Raw genomic sequence first — 21,851 nt, 5'->3', positions numbered from 1 at the left:
TTCAATGAACTGAAGGCAGGAGCAGAACCATGCCAATGATCGATGCACTGTGGCCCGAGGACGCCTTGGCGCCCGAGTCCGAAGCTCGCCTCGTCAAGGAACTGACCGACATCCTGATCGAGGCGGAAGGGTACGATCCCGCCAGTCCGCTCGCCCAGCGTGTCACCGTGTTCCATCTTCATCGGCCTGCGGCGATCTACATCGGCGGTGAACGCACGAACACGATCCGCTACCGGATCATTCCGTCTGCACCTGAGGGGCAATACACCGACGAATCGCGTCGCTCGCTCGTCAGACAGGTCACGGAAGCAGTGGCGCGCGCGGAGAACCGGCCGTTCGACGACGTCGCGCCGCGCGTCTGGGTCTTCCCAACCGAGATACCGGATGGCGCCTGGGGGACGCGCGGCGCGATCTGGATGTTGCCCGATATTCATGCGCTGCTGGCGGGCGAGTCGGAGCGCGACGCGGGCGTTGGACGGCTTGCGCGACGCCGCCTCGAAAAAGCGCGCATCACGCTCGAAGCATGGCTCGATGCCGCTGGCGCTGGCAGCACGAGCAAACCATAACCGGAGCGCCCAGCATGAAATTCAACGACACAGCCCCCGTCATGGCATCCGCTGGCGCTCCGCCGCTCTGGCTAACGAGCCTCGCTGAAAACGCGACGCTCGAAGCCTCCGTGCTGAAGCGTCCGATCGAAGGACGAGCCGATATTCTCTCCGTGATCAAACACGCGGTCTCGCTGTACGAATTCCAGCATCACAGCTACAAGGGCACGATTGGCGACGGTTTATATATGGAATCCTATCGCTCGCAGATCCAGGGGGTGCCGATCGAGACGGTGGTCGTCGCGCATATGAACGGGCAAGGCGAGACGGAGTCCGTGGTCATCAATCATCGCCCACTCAATGCGATGCTGCTGTTTTCGAAACTGATGGGGGAGTGCGTCGAAGAGCGCTTCCGCGATTGCTATCTGACGGGACCGGAAGCAGCGGCGCTGAATATGGTTCAGCCTCCGTTCGGAGCCGAATGATGAAACGGCTTCTTCCTGATTTGACAACAGCCTCCGTGCTGGTCGCTTCTGCTGGAGTTTCCATGGCGCATACCACTCAGATGCCAACCACGCCAACCACGAAGATATTGGCGATTGGCACCTTTCCGCCGGGCACGGACATGCAACTTGTCCAACACTTCCTTCCGAGCGAGGCTCGCGAGACGGCGCAGCGCTACCTCGAGGGCAAGATTGATCAGTGGTATTCACTGCAAGACCGGGCTGGGGTGGCGTTCATCCTGAACGTTACCGACGTAAGTCAAGCGCATGAAATGCTTGAGGCCCTTCCTTTAGGGAAAGCGCACTTGATGACATTCTCACTGCTCCCAATTGGCCCACTGAAGCCGTTGAGTAAGCTGTTGAATTCGCCTTCCCCCCAGCAATGAAGTGCAATTTACCTGGCGCAATTTCGCACTAAAACGGGAACCACGATCATGTTCAAACCTGTAACGGAGACGACAGTCTTCTCCGCAGTGACTGCGGCCATTTCAGCATGCAGCATCGTGCCCACGTCATCTTCGTCGGCGCCGAAGGTTGAAGTCGGCGAGGTGCAGGTCAATCCTGACATCAAGCTGCGTCATATGGTCTATCGGCCCGCGCATCCAAAGGGTACGGTACTGTTCCTGCACGGCTTCCCGGAGACGATGTATGCGTGGAAGCCCATTGCCGAGTCCCTGTCCAGCGACTACGAGGTGCATGCGTTTGACTGGCCGGGCTACGGACAGTCCTCGCGTCCAGGCGCCGAGCGCTTTTCCTACGCGCCGAAGGATTATGCGCATGTGCTGGAAGACTATATCCGCACTTCTGGCATCGACAGTTCGAAGCTGTTGATTTATGCGACCGATATCGGGGCCTTGCCTGCGCTGCTGGCAGCATTGGAGCAGCCGAATATCGCCAGGGAAATCATTGTTGGCGATTTTGCCCCGTTCAACCGCCCGCAGTACATGTACGAAAGCCTGCAGGGCCTGAAGTCAAAGCCATCGTCTGACGCCGTGCGTGCCGCGATGAACCAGAACCGTGACGAAATCCTGGCAAACACGTTCTTCCGCGGCATGTCGGCGAAGGAGCGCTACGCATTGTCCGAGGAGTTCAAGGACGATATGGCGAAAGGGTGGGGCGGTGATGTCACATCGGCGGACGCCTTCTTCCGCTACTACTCGTACTTCACCCGCGACCAGGACTACTTCGAAGCCAACATGGCAAAGCTGAAGGTCCCCGTGAAGGTGGTGTGGGGCGAGCAGGATTTCTATATCAAGAAGGAAATGGGCGTTGAGTACGCGAACCGTAACGGTGTGAAGCTTTCGATTTTTCCTGAACTCGGCCATTTTCCGCATCTGCAAGCGCCTGAACAGACGGTGAGCGAAGTTCGGGCCGCGTTTAGCGCGGGCAATCCTGTGAGTGACTAGAGCGAGTGCGCCGTCGGGCATGCAGCCGACTCCGCGTGCGTGCGATCTTGCCGTTCCGATATCCGATGCGTTACGACTGATACGGGGGACGTTGCGGCCCGACGAATTCGATCCGGCGACAGCCGATCAGGTGTTCACGATTGCAATGAACGACTATTCCGCTTTCGTTCTGCTGCCGCTGCTGTTGGCACGCCTGAGCATCGAGGCGCCTCATGTTGACGTGCGTGTGCGCGGTACGTTCGGCCGGGATGAAGCGGTGGAACTGCTCGACAGCGGCGAGGCAAGTCTCGCGATCGGCTTCCCCGTCGAAGTGTCAGCACGCATCCTCACGCGCTCCTTGCTACAGGAAGATTTTTCGTGCGTAGCTCGTCCAGGGCACCCCGCGTTTGCGGACGGTGCCAGCGTTGAGGACTTCGCGGCTGCGTCGCATCTGCTGGTATCTCGCGAAGGCGACCGAGCGAGTCTGGTTGATCGCGAACTCGCGAACCTGGGGCTCGAAAGGCGCGTGGCCCTGAGCCTGCCGCAATTCCTGGTTGCCCCTTTCGTCATCGCCGAGACCGATCTTGTCGCGACGGTGGCCTCTCGTGTGGCCCGACGCTTCGCGGCGAGCGGGCTCTCCAGGCTACCGGCAATCGACCGCACCGGCGAAGACGCCCAGGATCTAACGCTGCACAACTGCATCAATCTCCGATTGCCAACGCGAGATTCACTGCTCCCGTGGGAGCTACGGAAGGGGCGGCGAGAACTGCAGGTGCGGGTCGAAGGGCAGCTCACCTTCAATAGTGTCTACCAGATGATGGACGCAGCGCTTGGCGGGTTTGGGCTCGCGTACGTGCCCAAAGACCTGGCTGAGGTGCATGTCCGGGCCGGGCGCTTGAATTGGGTGCTGGAAGACTGGTTTCCCACGTTCGTCGGACATCACGTCTATTACCCTGGTCGCCGCAAATCATCCCGGGCAGTCGAGCTTGTGGTGGACGCATTGAAGAGCGGTTATCAGCGTCGAGCGCAGTGACCGCCAAATGGCGATCACGACGCAGATTTTCACCACTTCGGTCATACACGCATTCACTGAATGCGGCGCGGGCGTCAGCCCACCCAGCCTCAGCCGGCGCTGGCCGTCTGCGACGGCTGCCGCATGGGCTGCCCAGCCGTCGCCGCGTGACATGCCTCGATCATCGCGCGGAACGTCGGCGACGCATGCAGCTCGCCGCCCGCATCGAGTTCGACGCTGCCGTCCGGCGCGTCGCCGACGCCGACGCCGACCACCAGCGTCGCGCGTGGCCGCCATTCGCGCGTGCGCCGCAGCATGTTGCGCAGGTACAGCGGCGACTCGGGCGCGTCGAGCGACACGATGCAGATGATCGACGTGTCCTTGAAGCTCGGCTCGTCGGCGCGTGCGCTGCGATAGCCCGAGTGCGTCGCCATCAGCGGCGCGAAGCCCTGGCGATTCAGCAGTTGCACGGCGATCGCGGTCGTCACTTCGTCGAACGCGCCGCGGCCGGGCACGCACAACACCGCGGCCTTGCCCGCTCCGCCCGGCTGTTGCGAGCGCGTGAGCAGATCGCTGCGGTATCGCTGCGTGGCACCCACGCCCGGCGACGCCAGATCCGGCGTCCCGGCAAGCAGCGCGTTACCCGCGTCCGCCGGTTCGGCAGGCGACAGCGAATCGCGCAGCCCTTCGGCGATATCGAGGTTCTCGACGATATCGACGAGCGCGTCGTTGATCCGCTGCAACTGCTCGGGCATCAGCACGCCGCGCTGCGCGTCGTTGCGCGCGAGCCGCAGGCCTTCGAGCGCGACCTTGTCGTAGTAGTCGATCAGCGACATCTCGCGCAGCAGCCGTTCGGCCTGCACGATCGCCTCGTGCGGATCGTCGGCGAGCAGGCGCTGATAGAAGTTCTGCGCGGGCGTCAGCGCGGGCTGATCGCCGAGCAGCACGGTCAGGAAGTTCAGCCGGTCCGCGTAGCGCCCGAGCGTGACGACGCACAGCGTGAGCGGCGTCGACAGCACGAGGCCGATCGGCCCCCACAGCCAGCTCCAGAAAATCGCCGCGACCACCACCGCGAGCGGCGACAGGCCCGAGCGATGACCGTACAGCAGCGGCTCGGCGATCTGCCCGGCGACCACGTCGACGACGATGAACAGGATCAGCGTGAGGACCGCCATCGTCCATTGCGGCTGGATCGCGGCCGCGAGAAAGAATGCGAGGATCGCCGCGATCCAGATGCCGATGTACGGCACGAAGCGCAGCAGCGCGGCGATCACGCCGAACAGCAGCGCCCCCGGTACGCCGATGATCGCGAGCCCGATCGCGATGATGCCGCCCGCGCTCAGATTCACGCCGAGCTGCGCGACGAAATAGCGTGACAGGCGCCCGGCGGCGTCGTTGATCGCGGTAGTCGTGCGGTGCAGGTCGCGCGAACCGAACAGGCTGATCAGACGGTCGCGCAAATCCTCGCGCTGCAACAGGATGAAGATGGTCACGACGAGCACGATGAAGGTCGTCTCGATCGGCGCGATGGCCGGCGTCAGCGCGCGCTGCGCGAGTTGCACCGGCGTCGGCGCGGGCTCGTGCACCTCGACCTGTTGCGGCACCTGCGGCGCGTTGCGCGCAGCGCGGCCGGTCGGGCGCGGCGGTGCGGGGCGCGATGGCGCCACGCGCTGCAGCGCGCTGGCAGCGCTGCTCATCAGGGCGTCGGCGCGGCCCACGGTCTTTTCCTGCACGGTTTCGATCTTCTGCTCGATCGCTTCCTGGTACTGTGGCAGCGCGTCCGCGAGCTGCACGAGCTGCGCGCCGATCAGCGCGCCGACCGCGAGCAGCGAGGCGAGAGCGAACAGCACCGCGATGAAGATCGACGGCAACTGGCCCATGTGCAGACGCCGCAGCATCTGCACGAGCGGCGCGAGCAGGAAGCTCAGCAGCACCGACAACGTGATCGGAATCAGTACCTCCCGCCCGAAGTACAGCCCGCACACGACCACCACGCCGGTGATCAGCGACACGAGGCCATGCAGGCCCGGCGTGCCCGGCGGGTAAACGCGGTTGGGCCGCCCTTGCGGCGGCGGTAGCGATATTTTCATGTAAGCAGAATTCCGGTTGGGACGCGTTGACGACCGAGCGGAGCACTGGTCGTCAGCAAGACAGATGCCCGAATTGTAGGTGGTTTGGCGGGAGGGGGCTCACGCGTGGCTGTGCGTTGAGTCGCTCAATGCGCTCGAGTCGTCAGCCGACATGCACCCGCAGCATCTCCAGCAACAGCGAACTCACATACAGCAACAAGCCGATAAATCCGCCGACGATCGTCCCATTGATGCGGATGTACTGCAGATCCTTGCCGATATTCATCTCGACCTGGTGCGACATCTCGTGCGCGGGCCAGTTCTTCACCGTATCGCTGATATGGCGCGTGAGGAACCGCGCGAAATCCGGCGCCATCGCGCGCGCCGCTTCCTCGAGGTGATCGTTCAGCGATTGCCGCAGCGCTGGATCGCGCGCGAGTTCGCGGCCGACCCACGCGCCCATCGCGGCGACACGCGCATGCAGTGCCGAATCGGCGCTTTGCAGATCGCGCTTGAGCCACGCGCGCAGCTCGCCCCACATGTCCTTCACGTAGCTGCCGAAAGCCTCGCCTTCGACCAGATAGCGCTTCAGTGCTTCGCCTTGTTGCAGGAACACGGGATCGGTCTTCAGCCGCACGATCAGCTTCTGCACCGCGTGGTCGAACTTGTCGCGCAGCTCGTGCGTGGGGTTCTCCGCAATCTGTTCGAGCATACGGTTCGCGGCGCTCGCGATCGCCTCCGCCCCCTTGTCGCCGAGCCATACCGACGGCAGAAACTTCTCCATCGTCGGATACTCGCTTTTCACCCAATCGACGATGCGCGCGGCAATGAATTCGCGCGCCGGCGCCTCGCGCAGTACCGCGATCACCTGATCGATCGCGGTGTCGAGCAGTTCCTGATGGCGGCCGTCGCGCGTCAGCGTGTCGAGAATCGCGCCGAGCGATTGCGACAGATCGACCCTCGCGAGCACGTCGCGCAAACCGTCCCTGATGAAGTTCTGAATGCGCGCGTCGTCGGCCACGTCGAGGATGCCGCCGGTGAGCCGCACCACGTAGTCGCCGAGGCGCGCGGAGTTGGCCGATTCGCTGAGCCACGCGGTGATGGTCTGCGCCGGATCATGCCGGCGGATCAGACCGACCAGCGACGGCACGTCGAGAAACTTGTCCTGCACGAAGTGCGCGAGGTTGTCGGCGATCTTGTGCTTGTTGCGCGGGATGATCGCGGTGTGCGCGGACACGAGCGGAATCGGCACGCGGCGAAACAGCGCCGCGACCGCGAACCAGTCGGCGAGCGCGCCGACCATCGCAGCCTCGGCGACGGCCTTGATGCCGTCGACCCACAGGCCGCGCGGCAGGAATGCGGCGACGACGAAAACGCAGGCGGCCGCGAGCAGCAGCAGTAAAGGCGTGCGCTTGGCCTTCTTCAGTTCGGTGGTCTTGTCCATCGGGCGCGGTTGATCGTGTCGGGCGGGGGCTGGAAAGTCGGCGGGCTCGGCCGGGTCGGTTGCAATGATGCGGTACGGCCCGCGCGCGCGTCCAGCCTGGATACGCGCGCGCAATACGCGCCGGCGCTTCGGCAAGGTAACATTCGCGATTGGGCTCCTCGGCGAAATCAACGCAAGAGGACGCAACGCAATCGCAATGGAGGCACAGTGATCAGGTTTCTGCACACCGCGGACTGGCAGATCGGCACGCAATTCGGTCAGTTCGAACCGGACGAGGCCGCGCATCTCGCCCAGGCGCGCTTCGACACGGTGCGCCGCATCGCCGAAGAAGCAGCCGCGCGCAACGTCGACGCGGTGCTCGTCGCGGGCGACGTGTTCGATCTGCAGACGGTGTCGGACACCGTGATCCGACGTTTGTTCGCCGCGCTGCAAGCGTTTTCCGGAGCGTGGATCATGCTGCCGGGCAATCACGACGCGGCGCTCGTCGAAAGCGTGTGGACCCGCGCGCAGCGGCTCGATTGCGTGCCGCCGAACGTGCGCCTCGTGCTCGAAGCCGGCGTCGTGCTGCTCGACGCGTGCCGGTGCGCGCTGCTGTGCGCGCCGCTCACGCAGCGCATCACCTACGACGACACCACCGCGTTCTTCGATTCCACCGATACTCCGCCCGGCTATCACCGCGTGGGGCTCGCGCATGGCAGCGTCGGCGGCATTCTGCAAGACGGCATCGACTCGTCGAATCCGATCGCGCCGACGCGCGCCGCCAGTGCGCGGCTCGACTATCTGGCGCTCGGCGACTGGCACGGCCATCTGCGCGTCGACGAACGCACGTGGTACGCGGGCACGCACGAGCAGGACCGTTTCCGCGCAAACGAGCCGGGCTTCGTGCTCGACGTTACCGTCAGCGATCCCGGCGCGGTGCCGCAGGTCGCCGCGGTGCGGGTCGGGCAATACCGGTGGCATCGCTGGGACGAGACGATTTCGGTGCCGACCGATGTCGATGCATTGAAAACCCGCCTCGCCGAACTCGGCGCGAATGACGTGCTGCGCATCGAGGTCGGCGGCACCGCGGCGCTCGCCGATGCCGAGGCGCTGCATGTCGCGGTCGAACAGGCGCGCGCGCGTGTGCGCGCGTTGCGTGCCGATCTGGGCAGTCTGCACGTGCTGCCGACCGCCGACGATCTCGCCGAACTCGGCGCGCAAAGCGGCTATCTCGCGAAGGTGGTGGCGCGGCTGCGCGGCCTGCAGGAAGACGCGCAGGCCGATCCGCAAGAGGCGCGGCGCGCGGCCGAGGCGTTGCTGCTGCTGGCGCGGTTTCAGCGCGACCAGCGGCAACGCGATTCGCAGGCCGCACCACCCGCGCAGACGCGCGAGCGGCAGCAACCTGAAGCGCCGCGTGAAGGAGCCCCCGCATGAAGCTGCAACGTATCGCGATTCAGGAATTCAGGCAGTTCGGCGGGCAGATCGTGATCGACGATCTGCAGCCCGGTCTCAATCTGTTCATCGGCCCGAACGAGGCCGGCAAAAGCACGATTGCCGAGGCGGTGCGCACGGTGTTCCTCGAACGCTACAAGGCGTCGCATCTGAAAGACCTGTTGCCGTGGGGGCTCGCGAGCGGGCAGCCGTCGGTGGAGGTCAGCTTCGAGTTCGATGGCGTGGCGTGCCGTTTGTCGAAGCAGTTCGTGTCGCGTCAGCGTTGCGAGCTGAGGATCGGCCATGCCGTGTATAGCGAGGACGAAGCCGAAGACAAGCTCGCCGCGCTGCTCGGCTTCGCGCGCGCGGCGCGCGGTCCGATGAAAGCCGAGAACGCCGGCGTGCCGGGTCTGTTGTGGGTGCAGCAAGGCGGCACGCAGGAGATGCGCGATTCGACCGGGCACGCGGCGCAGTATCTGCGCGACGCGCTCACGCAACTGTCGGGCGGCCGCGAAGCGGGCGGCGAGGACGCGCTGATCGCGGCCGTGCAGCGCGAACTGCGGCAACTGCTGACCGCGCGCACGCAGAAGTCGACCGGGCCGCTCGCCGAGGCGGAGCAGAAGCTCGCCTCGCTGATCGCGAGCCGCGACGAGCTGCAACAGCAGCGCCAGCAGTTCGACGACAACATCGCGCGCCTCGCCGCCCAACAGCAGGCATTCGACGACGCCGAGCGCAGGCGTCCGTGGGAGCTTCACGAGCAGAAGGCCGCGCTCGCGCAGCAACGTGCCGTGGCGGTCGAACAACTCGAACGCGGTCTCGAAGGGCTCGCGCAGTCGCTGAAGATCGGCGAGGCCGAACTCGCGTTGTCGGTGCAGCAGGAGCAGGGCGCGCTCGAACTGGAGGCGGCCATCGCGCGCGAACGCGAGCAGCTCGACGCGGTGCGCGTCGAGGTCGCGGCCGCGCAAACCGCGCATGCGCAGGCGCAAAGCCGTGCGGTGCAGTTCGAGCAGGCATCGGCCGAGGCGAACCGCGCGCTCGAACTCGCGAACGCGGCGGTAACCGCCGCCGATCTGCGCAGCCAGGTCGATTTCTATCGGGCGGAGGGCCAGCGGCTCGAAGCGTCGATCGGCGAGGCGGACAAGGCGAACGCGGCGGTGTTGCAGGCCGCGCGCGAGGCGGCGGCGCTCGAACTCGACGAAGCGCAGTTCAAGCGCCTCGTCGCGCTCGACGGCGAATTGACCGTGTTGCGCGCGCGGACCGAAGCGGCGATGACGCGCATCGAGTACAGCTTGAATGGCGAATTGAGCGTCGGCGATCAGACGATCAGCGGCACGGGCGTGCTGCATGTCGACGCTGAAAAGCGCATTGGTCTCGGGAAGCTCGGCGAATTGCGCGTGATTCCGGGCGTGTCCGATCTGTCCGCGCGGTTGTCGGAGCTGGCGTCGCTCGAGGCGAAGCACGCGCAGTTGCTGCGCTCGCTCGGCGTCGCGTCGGTGGGCGATGCGCAGGCGCGTCACGAGCAATGGAAAACGCTGGTCGCGCAACAGAAGAGCCAGGCGAGGATTCTCGAGGTGCACGCGCCGCAAGGCATCGATGCGTTGCGCGCGGCACTGGCATCGACAGCGGCGCGCTTGCAGGCGTCGAGCGAGCGCCTTGCCAGTCTCCCCGACGTGTCCGCGGCGGCACCGCTCGACGACGCGCGCCGCAACGCCGACATCGCGCGCGACGCGTTGGAGACCGCGCGCAAGGTGCTCGCGCAGGCGGCGGGCGCGCAATCCAGCGGCGTTGCGAAGGCCGATTCGCTCACGGCGCAGTTGCAGCGTAAAGAAGCGCAGCTGAACGACGAAGCGTTTCGGCGCAACCGCGCGCAGTGGCAGGCGCATATCGTCGAGCAACGCGTCAAGGTCGATGCGCTGAAGAACCAGCGCGGCGAGCGCGAGCGCGAACTCGATGCGGCGCGTCTGGACGACCCCGTGGCGGAGGCGAAGCGTTATCGCGCATCGGCGGACCTCGCGCGCAACGAGCAGCACGAGCGTCAACTGCGGATCGCGGAGCTGCGTAGCCAGCTCGAAACGATGGGCGCATCGGGCCTCGGCGAACGGCTTGCCGCGCTCGAAGCCCAGGTCGAGCAGGCCACGCGTCGCAAGGACGAATTGCGCCTGCGCGCGAGCGCGCTGAGTCTGCTCGACGAAGTGCTGGTCGACGAACGCGACGCCGCGCTCGCCCAACTGCGTGCGCCGTTGACCGAGCGGGTCGGTCACTACCTGAAGCGGCTTTTTCCGCAGTCGAGCCTCGCGCTCGGCGACGATCTGATTCCGGCGATGCTCGATCGTGACGGCCGCGCGGAACTGCTCGATGCGCTCAGCTTCGGCACGCGCGAACAGCTCGGCATCCTGACGCGGCTCGCGTATGCGGATCTCTTGCAGGCCTCAGGCCGGCCGACTCTGCTGATGCTCGACGATGCCGCGGTACACACCGATGCCGCGCGCCGCGACGCGCTCAAACGCGCGTTGATCGACGCGGCGACGCGGCATCAGATTCTGGTGTTCACGTGCCATCCGGAGTTGTGGGACGACCTGGGCGTCAGGCAGCGGGCAGTGCAGGATCTGAAGGTGGCGTGAGCGGGGCGGGCCGGTACCACCCGGTACGGTCCGCTTACTCGTACCACCGCGGCGTGTACACCCACTGCGCGCCGTGATGACCGCAAGCGAATCTTCTCGTCAGCGACGACCCGACGATCACCATCGTACGCATATCCACATCGGCCGAGCGAAGCTCGCCGAGCGTCAGCATGCGCAGCGTGCCGCCGGGCCGGCCGATATCGCGACCCAGCACCACCTGGGTCGATGGCACGCGATACTCCCGCACGATGTCGAGTGCCTTGTCGAGTTGCCACGGACGCGCGCGCGAAATCGGGTTGTAGAACGCCATCACGAGATCGGCTTGCGCCGCATGGCGCAGGCGGGTTTCGATGATCGTCCACGGCTTCAGGTTGTCCGACAGCGACAGCATGCAGAAGTCGTGGCCGAGCGGCGCGCCGGCCTGCGCGGCGGTCGCGAGCGCGGCCGACACGCCCGGCACGATCGATAGTTCGACGGCCGCCCATGCGTCGTTGCGGGAAGCTTCGAGCGCTTCGAGCACGGCGGCCGCCATCGCGAACACGCCGGGGTCGCCCGACGACACCATCACGACCGAGCGGCCTTCGCTCGCGAGCCCGAACGCGTGCCGCGCGCGCTGCATTTCCTCGCGATTGTCGGTGCCGTGCACGCGCTGACCGGCGCGCAGCGGGCCGGCCATTTTCACGTAGGTGTCGTAGCCGAGGATGTCGGTCGCTTCGTTCAACGCGGTGCGCGCGGCCGGAACCATCAGCTCGGCCCGGCCGGGGCCGAGGCCGATCACGGTCAGACGGCCGCGGGCACGGCCGAGCGTCGCGGGGTCGATGGCGAGCGGGGAGAGGGCGAGCGCGACGTTGGGGTGTGTGTCGTCGTGCAGCGTTTCGTGGGGGACGCGTAGCGCGGTATGCAGCAACCTTACGGCACTCGATTCGCCCTGTTCGGCGCTGGCATCGGCGAAGCGCAGGGGCACCTCGAGAAGCCTTGCCGCTTGCGCAACCGCCGGGTCGGCCATGCTCGTCGATGGCGCGAGCAAGGCCGCAAGCGAAAGCATCGCGAGACCCTGCGCGTTCAGTGCCGCGCGCACGCGTGCGACGATCGCGTCGGCGGCATCGGCATCGTCGCTGGCGACAGCCGCCACCACACTGCGCGGATGAATTACGAGCTCGTCTTCACGCCCATCCCACGCGCGCGGCGTCACGCGAATCGCGAGACGCGCCGACGCCGAGCGCGGCAGTTGCGCGTCGTCGAGCCACGGCGCGTCGCCTTCGATGCGCGTGCTTTCGCCCGCGAGCAGATCCGACACGAAGCGCTTGCCCTGACCCAGGTCGGCGAGCGCATAGCCATCGGGCGGATTGAGCACGCAGGTGCCGAAGCGCAGTTCGCCGCTCGTCGTGATCGCGGGCTGTACGGCCAACGCCGCGGCGATGTCGCGCGCCATCACGTTGACGCCCGCGAGGCCGCCGAGCAGCGGCACGACCGCGCTGCCGTCCTCGGCGACCGCGAGCACCGGCGGCTCTGCGCCTTTGTTCGACAGCAGCGGCGCGAGGCAGCGAATCACGATGCCGGCCGCGCACAGCGCGACGATCGGCGTGCCGCGCGCATACAGCTCGCGCAGATGCGCGCCGAGTTCGCTGTACGAGACGTCGGCGTCGACGCGCCCCTGCAGCGCGTGGACCTGGCAGTCCGCGGGAACGCCGGCCGCGGCATGCGCGCCGCGCTCGACATACGACGCCTGAATCCGCCGCGCGGTCGCAAGCGCGCCCGTGCCGAGAATCACGATGGCGGGCGCGTTCATCCTTGCCATTTTTGCCCCGGCACGACCAGCAGTGAGAAATACGGCGACGCCATCGGATCGACTTCGGCGAGCGCCACGATGCGCTGATTTCGCATCGTCGCGCGTTCGACGTACAGCGCGCGCTGCGCGAGTCCGAGTTCGTCGAGCACGCGCCGTACCTTGTCGAAATTGCGGCCGAGTTTCATGATGACCGCCGCGTCGGCGTCGGCCAGACGGCGGCGCAATTCATCTTCGGGCAGCACGCCCGACAGCACCGACAAGCTCTGGTTGCGATACACGAGCGGCGCGCCGAGCACCGCCGCGCCGCCGAGCATCGAGCACACGCCGGGCACCACCTCACTGTCGTAGCGCGCCGCGAGCCGGTCGTGCAGATACATGTACGAGCCATAGAAGAACGGATCGCCTTCGCAGATCACCGCGACGTCGCGGCCCGCGTCGAGATGGCCCGCGACGATTTCGGCGGCGGTGTCATAGAAGTCCGCGATGATCGCTTCGTACGACAGCGGCGGTTCGAGTGCTTCGGTGGTGACCGGATAGACGAGCGGCAGATGCTGCTGCGCGTCGTGCAGATACGCCTCGATGATGCCGAACGCGTTGCCCCTCTTGCCCTTTGCGACGAAATACGCGACCACCGGTGCCGCTTTGAGCAGCCGCAGCGCCTTCAACGTCAGCAATTCCGGGTCACCGGGACCGACGCCGATGCCGTACAGCCGTCCGCGACTCGTTAGCTGGCTCGCCATTTATTCGACCTCCGTCGCAAGCGCGTTGACCGCGGCGGCGGCCATCGCGCTGCCGCCGCGCCGTCCGTGCACGACCAGATAGGGGACGCCGCGGCTGTTTTGCGCGAGTGCCGCTTTCGATTCCGCCGCGCCGACGAAGCCGACCGGAAAGCCGAGAATCAGCGCCGGCTTCTGCGCGCCGGCATCGAGCATGTCGAGCAGATGAAACAGCGCGGTCGGCGCATTGCCGATCACGACGACGCTGCCCGCCAGATGCGGGCGCCACAATTCGAGCGCGGCGGCCGAGCGCGTGTTGCCGATTTCGCGCGCGAGCGCGGGCACGTCCGGGTGCGTGAGCGTGCAGATCACTTCGTTGTTCGCGGCCAGCCGCGCGCGCGTGATGCCTTGCGCGACCATGCCCGCATCGCACAGGATCGGCGCGCCTTGCGCGAGCGCGCGGCGGCCCGCGCTGCCGGCGCCGTCGGAGAACGCGAGGTCGTCGATCACGTCGACCATGCCGCACGCGTGGATCACGCGCACCGCGAGCTTTTCGAGGTCGGCGGGGATGCGCGCGAGGTCGGCCTCCGCGCGGATCGTCGCGAACGATTGGCGATAGATCTCCTGACCGTCGCGAATGTAATCAAGCATGTGGAGTACTCCGGGCGAGGCGCGCGAGCAGCGCGGCGGCCTCGTCGATCGTCAGTTGGGGCGCAACGCATTGGCCGAAGCCGGGGCGGCCGTCGCGTCGATAAAGGTCGTAGAGGCCGGGCGCGGCGGCGAGCAGCGTGTAGGGCGCGCGATGCGCGGCCGCGCAGGAGCGCGGACAGCCCGTCAGATGCACGTCGACGCCGGCGGGTAAGCGCTCGGCGAGTTGCAGCGCGTCGGTCTTGGTGTCGGCGAGGCCCTTCGCGCAGCCGGCCGAACCGGCGCAGGCGATCACGTGCGTGATGGCCTGCGCGGGATCGCACGCGAGACCGAGTTCGATCAGCTTCGCGAGCACGGCGGGCACCGCCGTCGTCGCGATGTCGGGCAGCAGCACGCTTTGCCATGGCGTCGCGTGCAACCTGCCGTCGCCGTGTTTTTGCGCGAGCGCAGCCAGGGCGCGCAGCGTGGCCGCATCGATCCGGCCGAGCGGTGGTTGGCCGCCGACATGCGACGTGCCGTCGCCGCGCTGGACGTGCGCGCCGAGCCGCAGCGATGGGTCGGCGGCGATGTGCCGTTGCCAGTGGCTCAGCGATGCGTCGCGCGCGAGCGGGAAATCGACGTAGCGCTGCGCGTGCTGCAGCAGCGCGTCGGCGCAATGCGTAGCGAGCAGGTCGCGCATGCGGGTCGCGTCGGCTGCGGCGAGGTCGAGGAACGTGTGCAGCAAGGCACGGAGGAGCGCGGGCACGCGCGACGCCGGCACCGCCGCGAGCGCGCCCGTGCCGTTGGAATCGCGATGGTCGCGCGGGTTCAAGTTTTCGCCCGCCGGAGCCGGGCACCCCGCGAGGCCGAACACGAAGCGCACGCCTTCTTCGTCAGCCGACGCCGCGAGCCACACGTCATGCGGATGATCGACCCGCGCAAGCTGTTCGCCGCCGTCGAGCAGCAGCGCGAATTTCGGCGACAACGCTACGAAACGCGCATCGCCTTGCAGCAGCGTCAGCAGTTCTGCGCACAGCGGCGTCGTGTCGATCAGCGCGTGCGGATCGCGGCCGGCGGCGGGGCTGATCATCACGTTGCGGACGTCGTCGGCGGAACTGAGCGCGCCGGCCGGTCCAAGCCCCGCGCCGATCAGCGCCGCGCTCAACGCCGCTTCGTGTCCGTTACGCACGCCGCGCAGTTGCAGATTCGCGCGATTGGTCAGCTCGGCGACGCCGTTCGCGTGCCGCGTGCTGGCATCGGCGATCGCGCGTGCCTGCGCCGCGCTCAGCACGCCGCCGGGCAGTTTGATGCGGCAGATGCCGCCGTCGCGCGCGGGGACGATGCGCAGCAACCCCGGACATGCCGAGGGCCGCGGTGTCGTGACCGCGTGGGACGAAACAGTGGGAGGCGAAGCTCGATTCAAAGGGGCACCGGGTTTAGCGTCGCGCGACGGCATGGCTGCGGCCTCGCTGCATGCTGCCCGACGAGGGCCGGCGTGAACGGTGCGGCCGAAAAGCGCTTCGGGCCGACCGTGGGCAATGAAAGCGGCCATTATATCTTTACGCTGTGGCCGCAGCGCCTGTTTGCCGGCCATCGCGCGATGCCGGTGATCCCGGCCGCATGGCGCTCCGCCGCGAACCCGCGGGCCGCATGGCGGCGGTATCATGCCGACTTTCGCAACCCGCGCTCCGAGCCTGTGCAAAGCCGCATGCGTGAGCCGGTGCAATCGCTAAAGAATCGACGCAACTGATGAGGATGGATGCATGCCGGCATGGCTGACCGTAGTGGGCATTGGCGACGACGGCTTCGCCGGTTTGGGGCGGCCCGCGCGGCGTGCGTTGCTGGGCGCGTCGGTCGTGTACGGCGGCGAGCGCCATCTGGCGATGCTGCCCGCGCGGCTCGCCGCGCGCCGTGCCGCGTGGCCGCGTCCGTTCGATCTTGCGCCGTTGCTCGCCGAGCGTCCGCACGCGGTGTGCGTGCTCGCGAGCGGCGACCCGATGCTGTTCGGCGTCGGCGCGACGCTCGCGCGGCAGTTGCCGGCCGGCGAGCTGCGCGTGCTGCCGGCGCCGTCGTCGTTATCGCTCGCGGCCGCGCGGCTCGGCTGGCCGTTGCAGGATGTCGCGACCGTCTCGCTGGTCGGCCGACCGCTTGCCGCGCTGAATGCGCATCTGCGTGACGGCGCGCGCCTGTTCGTGCTGAGCGCGGACGGGCGCACGCCCGCGGCACTGGCGGCCTCGCTCGATGCGCGCGGTTTCGGCGCGACTGCCATGACCGTGCTCGAACATCTGGGCGGTGCACGCGAACGGCGTGTCGATGGCCGCGCGGATCAATGGCCGGCCGGCGAGATGGCCGCGCTCAATCTGATCGCGCTCGAGTGCCGCGCGTCGGCGCATGCGCCGCGTCTGCCGCTGACCTGCGGTTTGCCCGACGACGCCTTTATCCACGACGGCCAGTTGACCAAGCGCGACGTGCGCGTCATCACGCTCGCGCGCCTCGCGCCCGCGCCCGGCGAGTTGCTGTGGGACGTCGGCGCGGGCAGCGGTTCGATCGGAATCGAATGGATGCGCGCGCATCCCACGTGTCGCGCGATCGCAATCGAAGCGAACGAAGCGCGGCAGCGCTTCATCGAACAGAATCGCGATGCTTTGGGCGTGCCCGGGCTGCAACTCGTGGCCGGCCGCGCGCCTGACGCGTTGCGGGGACTGCCGACGCCGCACGCGGTGTTCATCGGCGGTGGGGTGACGGAGCCTGACGTGCTCGACACCTGTTGGACACAACTGCGCGACGGCGGCCGGCTCGTCGCGAACGCGGTGACGCTGCAAGGCGAGGCGGTGCTCGCCGCATGGCGCGAGCGGCATGGCGGTACGCTGACGCGCATCGGGCTCGCTCACGCGCAACCGCTCGGCGGCTTCGATACGTGGCGCCAGGCGTTGCCGATCACACTGCTCGACGTGACCAAACCCGCCAAACCAGCGGCCGATTCGTGATGCGCGACGAGACTCCCGAGCAGCCAGCGCCGCTGCGCAGCGGCTATACGACCGGCAGTTGCGCGACCGCGACGTCGCTCGCGGCCGCTCGTCTACTGCTGGCGGGCGAGCTCAGCGAGGTCGCGGAGATCGTGTTGCCGAAGGGCCAGCATGTGCCGATGCGGCTCACGTTCTGCCGCCTTGTCGCGCTGGACGGCGAGCGGATCGCCGAAGCCGGCACGATCAAGGATGCCGGCGACGATCCCGACGTGACCCACGGCGCGCTCGTGTTCGCGCGCGTGCGCCTCGTGCCCGGGCCCGGTGTGATCTTTCGCGCGGGGCCGGGCGTCGGCACGGTCACGCGCGCGGGGCTCACGCTGCCGGTCGGCGAACCGGCGATCAATCCGGTCCCGCGCCAGATGATCACGCAGCACCTCGTCGAACTCGCCGCGCGCCACGCGTATCTCGGCGGCTTCGAAGTGACGATCGGCGTCGAAGGCGGCGAAGCGCTCGCGCTGAAAACGATGAACCCGCGACTCGGGATTGTCGGTGGGCTGTCGATACTCGGCACCACCGGCATCGTGCGGCCGTTTTCGTGCTCGGCGTATATCGCGTCGATCCATCAGGGCATCGACGTCGCGCGCGCGAACGGCTATACGCATGTGGCCGCCTGCACCGGCAACGCGAGCGAGGACGCGATGCGCGCGCACTACGGCCTGCCCGACATCGCGCTGATCGAAATGGGCGATTTTGTCGGCGCGGTGCTCAAGCATGTGAAGCGCGCGCCGGTCGAGCGACTGAGCATTTGCGGCGGCTTCGGCAAGCTCAGCAAGCTCGCGGCCGGCCATCTCGATCTGCATAGCCGCAACTCCAGCATCGATCTCGAACAACTCGCCGGCTGGGCTGCCGCGCATGGCGCCGACGCCGCGCTGCAAGCGGCGATGCGCGCGGCCAACACGAGCCAGCAGGCGCTCGCGCTCGCTCACGCGCGGCAGGTGCCGCTCGGCGATATCGTCTGTCAGCACGCGTTGGCCGTTGCTCGCGATATCGTGCCGCCGCAGGTCAACGTCGAAATCTTCGCGATCGACCGGCAGGGCAACATCGTCGGAGTCGCGCGATGACGCGCATCCTGCTGCTCGGCGGCACCGGCGACGCGCTGAAGATCGCGCGCCAGCTCGGTCCCGCGCATGTGTACAGTCTCGCGGGACTCGGCAAGGTCCCCGACGACTTGAAGTGCGCGGTGCGCGTCGGCGGTTTCGGCGGCAGCGCGGGTCTGGCGCGTTACCTCGCGAGCGAAGCGATCGGCCTCGTGATCGACGCGACGCATCCGTACGCGGCGCGGATCAGCGCGAATGCCGTAGACGCGTGCCGCGTGGCGAAGCTGCCGTGCTGGGCGCTGCGGCGTCCAGCGTGGCAGCCGCAAGCCGGCGACGAATGGCGCATGGTCGATGACTGGAACGAACTGATCGACACGCTCGCGCCGTTCAGGCGGCCGCTTTTCACGCTCGGGCGCGAACCGCTCGCGCATCTCGACGAGATTGCGCCGCATCAATTCTGGACCGTGCGCGTGCTCGACTCGCATCCGGACACGGCGCGCTCGCGCATCCTCGCGGCGCGCGGACCGTTCACGCTCGACGGCGAACGCGCGCTGTTCGCGCTGCAGGCGTTCGACGTCGTCGTCAGCAAGAACAGCGGCGGCGGCGCGACCGAGGCGAAGCTCGAGGTCGCGCGCGAGCGCGGCTTGCCGGTGATCATGCTGCGACGGCCGGTGTTGCCCGAGGTCGATCGCGAGTTCGCCAGCGTTGCCGATCTTCTCGATGCGTTGCCCGCGCAGGCGAATGCGGATTCGGGTAAGTGCGCAAATAATTGGAGTACTGAATGACAGTGTTTTTTATCGGCGCGGGTCCGGGCGACCCGGAACTGATCACGGTCAAAGGGCAGCGTCTCGTGCGCAGTTGTCCGGTGATCCTGTATGCGGGGTCGCTGGTGCCGGCCGCGGTGCTCGAAGGTCATAGCGCGCAACAGGTGATCAACACCGCGGAGCTCGATCTCGACCAGATCGTCGCGCTGCTCGCGGCGGCGCACGCGAAGGGCCAGCATGTCGCGCGGGTGCATTCGGGCGATCCGTCGCTGTACGGTGCGATCGGCGAGCAGATCCGCCGTTTGCGCGAGCTGGCCATTCCTTACGAAATCGTGCCCGGCGTGACCGCGACGGCCGCATGCGCGGCGGCGCTCGGCTGCGAGTTGACGCTGCCCGGCGTGTCGCAGACGCTGATCCTCACGCGCTACGCGAGCAAGACGTCGATGCCCGAAGGCGAGCAGTTGGGCGATCTCGCGCGGCATCGCGCGACGCTGGCGATTCACCTCGGCGTGCGGCATCTCGCGCGCATCGTCGATGAGTTGCGGCCGCATTACGGCGGCGCGTGTCCGATCGCGGTGATCTATCGCGCGAGCTGGCCCGACGAGGAAAAGATCACTGGCACGCTCGACGATATCGTCGCGAAGGTGCAGGGCAGCGCGATCGAGCGCACCGCGCTGATTCTGGTCGGCCAGGTGCTGGCAGCCGAAGGGTTCGCCGATTCGACGCTGTATGCGAAGGGCAGTTGACGGCGCCGTGAAAGCCTTTCTGGCGTCAGGAAGCGGCGTGGATTGTCGATCATAAATCCGGGTAACAACGCGCTGGAGCCGCGCACGCGCGACGGCTTCATCCTCTGGTGCTCGCGAACGCAAGTGGTTCGCGACGCCGCGCGACTCAGTCCTCGAGCGGCGACAAGGCCTTGAGTGGTGCCGGCTGGTCGTCGCCAAATCGGATCGTTGGGACCAGCGCGAGCAGCGCGACCACGAATAGCGCGATCACGAACATCGACACGAAGGTCAGATGCAGCGACTGGTGCAGCACGAGCCGGACCAGATCGCTGTCGCCGAGATCGGCGGCGCGGTTCTGCAGCAGCGCCTTCAGCTGATCCGACGTGACCGTCGCGACGCCCTGCGAATGACTGAGCCCGAAGTTCAGCACCGCGCCGAATAGCGTCGCGCCGAGCGTGCTGCCGAGATTGCGCGAAAACAGGTTCGACGCGGTCGCGCTGCCGCGTTCGTCCATCCTGACGATCTCCTGGATCAGCACGAGCGAACTGACGCTCGACGTCCCCATGCCAAAGCCCATGATCAGCGACGCGAACCCGGCGACGAGCGGCGACGCGCCCGGCGACAGCAACAGCAGCAGCACCGCGCCGAGCGGCACGAACGCGCTGCCGCAGATCAGGATGCGCCGCAAACCGAGCCGGTGAAACGACTTCGCCGCGAACGTCGCACCGGCGGGCCAGCCGACCATCATCATCGTCAGCGCGAGGCCGGCCACCACGGGCGAACGATGCAGCACGCCCTGCACGTACATCGGCAGGAACGTGGTCGCGCCCATCAGGATCATGCCGGCCAGCACCGTCGCGCTGTTGCATGCGGCGATCGGGCGGCGGCTCCATAGCGCGAACGAGATCATCGGTTCGGCCGCGCGACGCTCCTGCAGCACGAACAGCAGCACGCACAGCACGAAGACGCCGCCTGCGAACGAGGCTGGCGCCAACGCGTCGTCGCCGGCGTAGGTCAGCGCCATCATCAGCGCTGCGATCGCGGCCATGAACAGCGCGGCGCCGGCGAAGTCGATGGACGGCCGCGCGTGCCGTTCCGATTCGCGCAGGAACGCGACGAAGCCCGCCGCCGACGCGAGCCCGATCGGCACGTTCATCCAGAAGATCCACGCCCACGACAGGTTGTGAATGATGAAGCCGCCGACCATCGGACCCACGACCGCCGAAATCGCCCACACGCTCGCGAGATAACCCTGCACCTTGCCGCGTTCGCGCGCCGGGTACAGATCGGCGACGACGGTCAGCGTGACCGGCTGGATCGCGCCCGCGCCGATCCCCTGGATCAGGCGGAACACGATCATCGCCGGCATCGACCACGCGAAGCCGGCGAGCACCGAGCCGACGAGAAAGATCGCGATGCCCGCGAGGATCACGGGCTTGCGCCCATAGAGGTCGGCGAGCTTGCCGAACACCACGGTCATCGCGGTCTGCGTGAGCAGGAACGACGAGAACACCCAACTGTATAAATGCAGGTCGCCGAGTTGCGAGACGATCTGCGGCATCGCGGTCGACACGATGGTCGCTTCGATCGCGACCATCGCCATCGAGGCCATCACGGCGGCGATCACGAGCGGGCGTGAAGATTGAGTATTGCGGGACATGAAGGGCGTAGTATCGATATGTTGAATGCGTCGACGGCCCGGAGGAGGCCTTGCTGCGACGCATCGGCGCGGCCGCGCGTGGCGGCCGGTCAGGAGTATGCACCTTGCGGAGAGTGCGCGCTCGCGCCCGGGCAGCCGGCGAGCCGGCCGGATTGGGCACGACCGTTGCGTATTCGGATTTCCCTTTGACACACGGAGGACAATCATGAGGATCGAATTCACCGGACGCCGGGAAGTGGTGGCTGCTGCGCGCGTCGCCTACGAGGCCAATGTGGACGGGAAGGACGTATGGTGCAGCGTGTCGCTCGACGCGCTCAATGACCATTTCGGCAATGGCAGCCTCGGCAACGGTGCCCCGTCTGCTCACGATCTGGTGGGAGCGTTCGAGGCGAACCGCGCCCGCATTGAAAATGCTACGCGGCGGGTGCTCGAACGCAACGGGGGACGGTCCGTGGAGCTCGAGACGCGCGACTTCGATTGAGCGACCCGCTTGCTTGTATCGGGTCAAGCGATTCGTG

At 67.2% G+C, this 21,851-nt stretch carries 19 protein-coding genes and 2 pseudogenes; 14 read left to right on the top strand and 7 right to left on the bottom strand.

The features are described 5' to 3' along the window. Positions 1–29: 29 nt before the first annotated feature. From HDG33_RS25720 to HDG33_RS25695, 6 genes and pseudogenes are all read left to right on the top strand, one after another. Positions 30–566 carry a Tautomerase enzyme gene (locus HDG33_RS25720; RefSeq protein WP_184035440.1) on the top strand — a complete coding sequence of 179 codons (537 nt, stop codon included), beginning with the start codon at positions 30–32 and terminating at the stop codon, positions 564–566. A gap of 14 nt (positions 567–580) precedes the next feature. After that, a complete protein-coding gene (locus tag HDG33_RS25715) occupies positions 581–1,030 on the top strand; it encodes a hypothetical protein (protein ID WP_184035437.1) in 450 nt (149 codons plus the stop codon). After that, positions 1,030–1,434 carry a hypothetical protein gene (locus tag HDG33_RS25710; protein WP_260330591.1) on the top strand — a complete coding sequence of 135 codons (405 nt, stop codon included), beginning with the start codon at positions 1,030–1,032 and terminating at the stop codon, positions 1,432–1,434. Before HDG33_RS25715 ends, HDG33_RS25710 begins: the two co-directional genes overlap by 1 nt. A gap of 48 nt (positions 1,435–1,482) precedes the next feature. Continuing rightward, positions 1,483–2,454, top strand: coding sequence for an alpha/beta fold hydrolase (locus tag HDG33_RS25705; RefSeq protein ID WP_184035434.1), 972 nt, complete (start codon positions 1,483–1,485; stop codon positions 2,452–2,454). 19 nt (positions 2,455–2,473) lie between these two features. Continuing rightward, positions 2,474–3,022 (top strand): annotated as a pseudogene (locus HDG33_RS25700) (LysR substrate-binding domain-containing protein); the annotation flags it as partial. 43 nt (positions 3,023–3,065) lie between these two features. Then, positions 3,066–3,466 (top strand): annotated as a pseudogene (locus HDG33_RS25695) (LysR substrate-binding domain-containing protein); the annotation flags it as partial. Positions 3,467–3,555: 89 nt separating this feature from the next. Here the strand turns inward: HDG33_RS25695 and HDG33_RS25690 are convergent. Continuing rightward, positions 3,556–5,535 carry an AI-2E family transporter gene (locus HDG33_RS25690; RefSeq protein ID WP_184035431.1) on the bottom strand — a complete coding sequence of 660 codons (1,980 nt, stop codon included), beginning with the start codon at positions 5,533–5,535 and terminating at the stop codon, positions 3,556–3,558. A gap of 142 nt (positions 5,536–5,677) precedes the next feature. Next, positions 5,678–6,958, bottom strand: a complete 1,281-nt coding sequence (locus HDG33_RS25685) for a DUF445 domain-containing protein (protein ID WP_184035428.1) — start codon at positions 6,956–6,958, stop codon at positions 5,678–5,680. Between the two features lie 207 nt (positions 6,959–7,165). On the opposite strand from HDG33_RS25685, the gene HDG33_RS25680 reads away from it, so the two are divergent. Then, positions 7,166–8,371: a DNA repair exonuclease gene (locus HDG33_RS25680; protein ID WP_184035424.1), complete on the top strand. Its 1,206-nt coding sequence runs from the start codon at positions 7,166–7,168 to the stop codon at positions 8,369–8,371. Next, entirely contained in the window at positions 8,368–10,989 is a 2,622-nt protein-coding gene (locus HDG33_RS25675; RefSeq protein ID WP_184035422.1) for an AAA family ATPase, read from the top strand. Before HDG33_RS25680 ends, HDG33_RS25675 begins: the two co-directional genes overlap by 4 nt. 34 nt (positions 10,990–11,023) lie before the next feature. Here HDG33_RS25675 and cobJ read toward each other — a convergent pair whose 3' ends face one another. From cobJ to cobG, 4 genes are read right to left on the bottom strand one after another with little or no spacing between them, the layout of a single operon-like run. After that, positions 11,024–12,778, bottom strand: a complete 1,755-nt coding sequence (cobJ, locus tag HDG33_RS25670) for a precorrin-3B C(17)-methyltransferase (RefSeq protein WP_184035542.1) — start codon at positions 12,776–12,778, stop codon at positions 11,024–11,026. Then, entirely contained in the window at positions 12,775–13,518 is a 744-nt protein-coding gene (locus tag HDG33_RS25665; RefSeq protein WP_184035419.1) for a precorrin-2 C(20)-methyltransferase, read from the bottom strand. Before HDG33_RS25665 ends, cobJ begins: the two co-directional genes overlap by 4 nt. Beyond that, positions 13,519–14,145, bottom strand: coding sequence for a precorrin-8X methylmutase (locus HDG33_RS25660; RefSeq protein ID WP_184035416.1), 627 nt, complete (start codon positions 14,143–14,145; stop codon positions 13,519–13,521). Beyond that, positions 14,138–15,577 (bottom strand): precorrin-3B synthase, encoded by a 1,440-nt coding sequence (gene cobG / locus HDG33_RS25655; protein WP_184035413.1) that lies wholly within the window; start codon positions 15,575–15,577, stop codon positions 14,138–14,140. Before cobG ends, HDG33_RS25660 begins: the two co-directional genes overlap by 8 nt. Before the next feature lie 39 nt (positions 15,578–15,616). Here cobG and HDG33_RS25650 point away from each other — a divergent pair, with 39 nt between their 5' ends. The 5 genes from HDG33_RS25650 to cobM are packed head-to-tail and all read left to right on the top strand — an operon-like array spanning position 15,617 to position 19,694. Further along, positions 15,617–15,871, top strand: a complete 255-nt coding sequence (locus HDG33_RS25650; protein ID WP_184035410.1) for a hypothetical protein — start codon at positions 15,617–15,619, stop codon at positions 15,869–15,871. A gap of 13 nt (positions 15,872–15,884) precedes the next feature. Then, positions 15,885–17,108, top strand: coding sequence for a precorrin-6y C5,15-methyltransferase (decarboxylating) subunit CbiE (cbiE, locus tag HDG33_RS25645; protein WP_184035407.1), 1,224 nt, complete (start codon positions 15,885–15,887; stop codon positions 17,106–17,108). Further along, complete coding sequence (locus HDG33_RS25640) at positions 17,108–18,208, top strand: cobalt-precorrin-5B (C(1))-methyltransferase (RefSeq protein WP_184035404.1); 1,101 nt, start codon at positions 17,108–17,110, stop codon at positions 18,206–18,208. The genes cbiE and HDG33_RS25640 overlap by 1 nt, the downstream gene beginning before the upstream one ends. Continuing rightward, positions 18,205–18,969, top strand: a complete 765-nt coding sequence (locus HDG33_RS25635) for a cobalt-precorrin-6A reductase (protein ID WP_184035401.1) — start codon at positions 18,205–18,207, stop codon at positions 18,967–18,969. The genes HDG33_RS25640 and HDG33_RS25635 overlap by 4 nt, the downstream gene beginning before the upstream one ends. Then, positions 18,966–19,694, top strand: a complete 729-nt coding sequence (cobM, locus tag HDG33_RS25630; protein WP_184035399.1) for a precorrin-4 C(11)-methyltransferase — start codon at positions 18,966–18,968, stop codon at positions 19,692–19,694. Before HDG33_RS25635 ends, cobM begins: the two co-directional genes overlap by 4 nt. Positions 19,695–19,839: 145 nt before the next feature. Here the strand turns inward: cobM and HDG33_RS25625 are convergent, their stop codons facing one another. Beyond that, positions 19,840–21,540, bottom strand: coding sequence for an MDR family MFS transporter (locus HDG33_RS25625; protein ID WP_260330589.1), 1,701 nt, complete (start codon positions 21,538–21,540; stop codon positions 19,840–19,842). Between HDG33_RS25625 and HDG33_RS25620 the strand changes: the two genes are divergently transcribed. After that, complete coding sequence (locus HDG33_RS25620; RefSeq protein ID WP_008923225.1) at positions 21,539–21,814, top strand: DUF1488 domain-containing protein; 276 nt, start codon at positions 21,539–21,541, stop codon at positions 21,812–21,814. The genes HDG33_RS25625 and HDG33_RS25620 overlap by 2 nt on opposite strands. Positions 21,815–21,851 lie beyond the last annotated feature (37 nt).

This window comes from Paraburkholderia sp. Cpub6 (assembly GCF_014201065.1).
In the GTDB taxonomy this organism is placed as follows: domain Bacteria; phylum Pseudomonadota; class Gammaproteobacteria; order Burkholderiales; family Burkholderiaceae; genus Paraburkholderia; species Paraburkholderia tuberum.
Note: the sequence above shows the minus strand (reverse complement) of the source record. Positions and strands in the feature narration are given on the sequence as shown.

Excerpts from the sequence above, each read along its gene's own strand:
- HDG33_RS25720 (WP_184035440.1), top strand. The coding sequence starts at position 30 with ATGCCAATGATCGATGCACTGTGGCCCGAGGACGCCTTGGCGCCCGAG.
- HDG33_RS25715 (WP_184035437.1), top strand. The coding sequence starts at position 581 with ATGAAATTCAACGACACAGCCCCCGTCATGGCATCCGCTGGCGCTCCG.
- HDG33_RS25710 (WP_260330591.1), top strand. The coding sequence starts at position 1,030 with ATGAAACGGCTTCTTCCTGATTTGACAACAGCCTCCGTGCTGGTCGCT.
- HDG33_RS25705 (WP_184035434.1), top strand. The coding sequence starts at position 1,483 with ATGTTCAAACCTGTAACGGAGACGACAGTCTTCTCCGCAGTGACTGCG.
- HDG33_RS25690 (WP_184035431.1), bottom strand. The coding sequence starts at position 5,535 with ATGAAAATATCGCTACCGCCGCCGCAAGGGCGGCCCAACCGCGTTTAC.
- HDG33_RS25685 (WP_184035428.1), bottom strand. The coding sequence starts at position 6,958 with ATGGACAAGACCACCGAACTGAAGAAGGCCAAGCGCACGCCTTTACTG.
- HDG33_RS25675 (WP_184035422.1), top strand. The coding sequence starts at position 8,368 with ATGAAGCTGCAACGTATCGCGATTCAGGAATTCAGGCAGTTCGGCGGG.
- cobJ (WP_184035542.1), bottom strand. The coding sequence starts at position 12,778 with ATGAACGCGCCCGCCATCGTGATTCTCGGCACGGGCGCGCTTGCGACC.
- HDG33_RS25665 (WP_184035419.1), bottom strand. The coding sequence starts at position 13,518 with ATGGCGAGCCAGCTAACGAGTCGCGGACGGCTGTACGGCATCGGCGTC.
- HDG33_RS25660 (WP_184035416.1), bottom strand. The coding sequence starts at position 14,145 with ATGCTTGATTACATTCGCGACGGTCAGGAGATCTATCGCCAATCGTTC.
- cobG (WP_184035413.1), bottom strand. The coding sequence starts at position 15,577 with ATGCCGTCGCGCGACGCTAAACCCGGTGCCCCTTTGAATCGAGCTTCG.
- cbiE (WP_184035407.1), top strand. The coding sequence starts at position 15,885 with ATGCCGGCATGGCTGACCGTAGTGGGCATTGGCGACGACGGCTTCGCC.
- HDG33_RS25640 (WP_184035404.1), top strand. The coding sequence starts at position 17,108 with ATGCGCGACGAGACTCCCGAGCAGCCAGCGCCGCTGCGCAGCGGCTAT.
- HDG33_RS25635 (WP_184035401.1), top strand. The coding sequence starts at position 18,205 with ATGACGCGCATCCTGCTGCTCGGCGGCACCGGCGACGCGCTGAAGATC.
- cobM (WP_184035399.1), top strand. The coding sequence starts at position 18,966 with ATGACAGTGTTTTTTATCGGCGCGGGTCCGGGCGACCCGGAACTGATC.
- HDG33_RS25620 (WP_008923225.1), top strand. The coding sequence starts at position 21,539 with ATGAGGATCGAATTCACCGGACGCCGGGAAGTGGTGGCTGCTGCGCGC.
- HDG33_RS25625 (WP_260330589.1), bottom strand. The coding sequence starts at position 21,540 with ATGATTGTCCTCCGTGTGTCAAAGGGAAATCCGAATACGCAACGGTCG.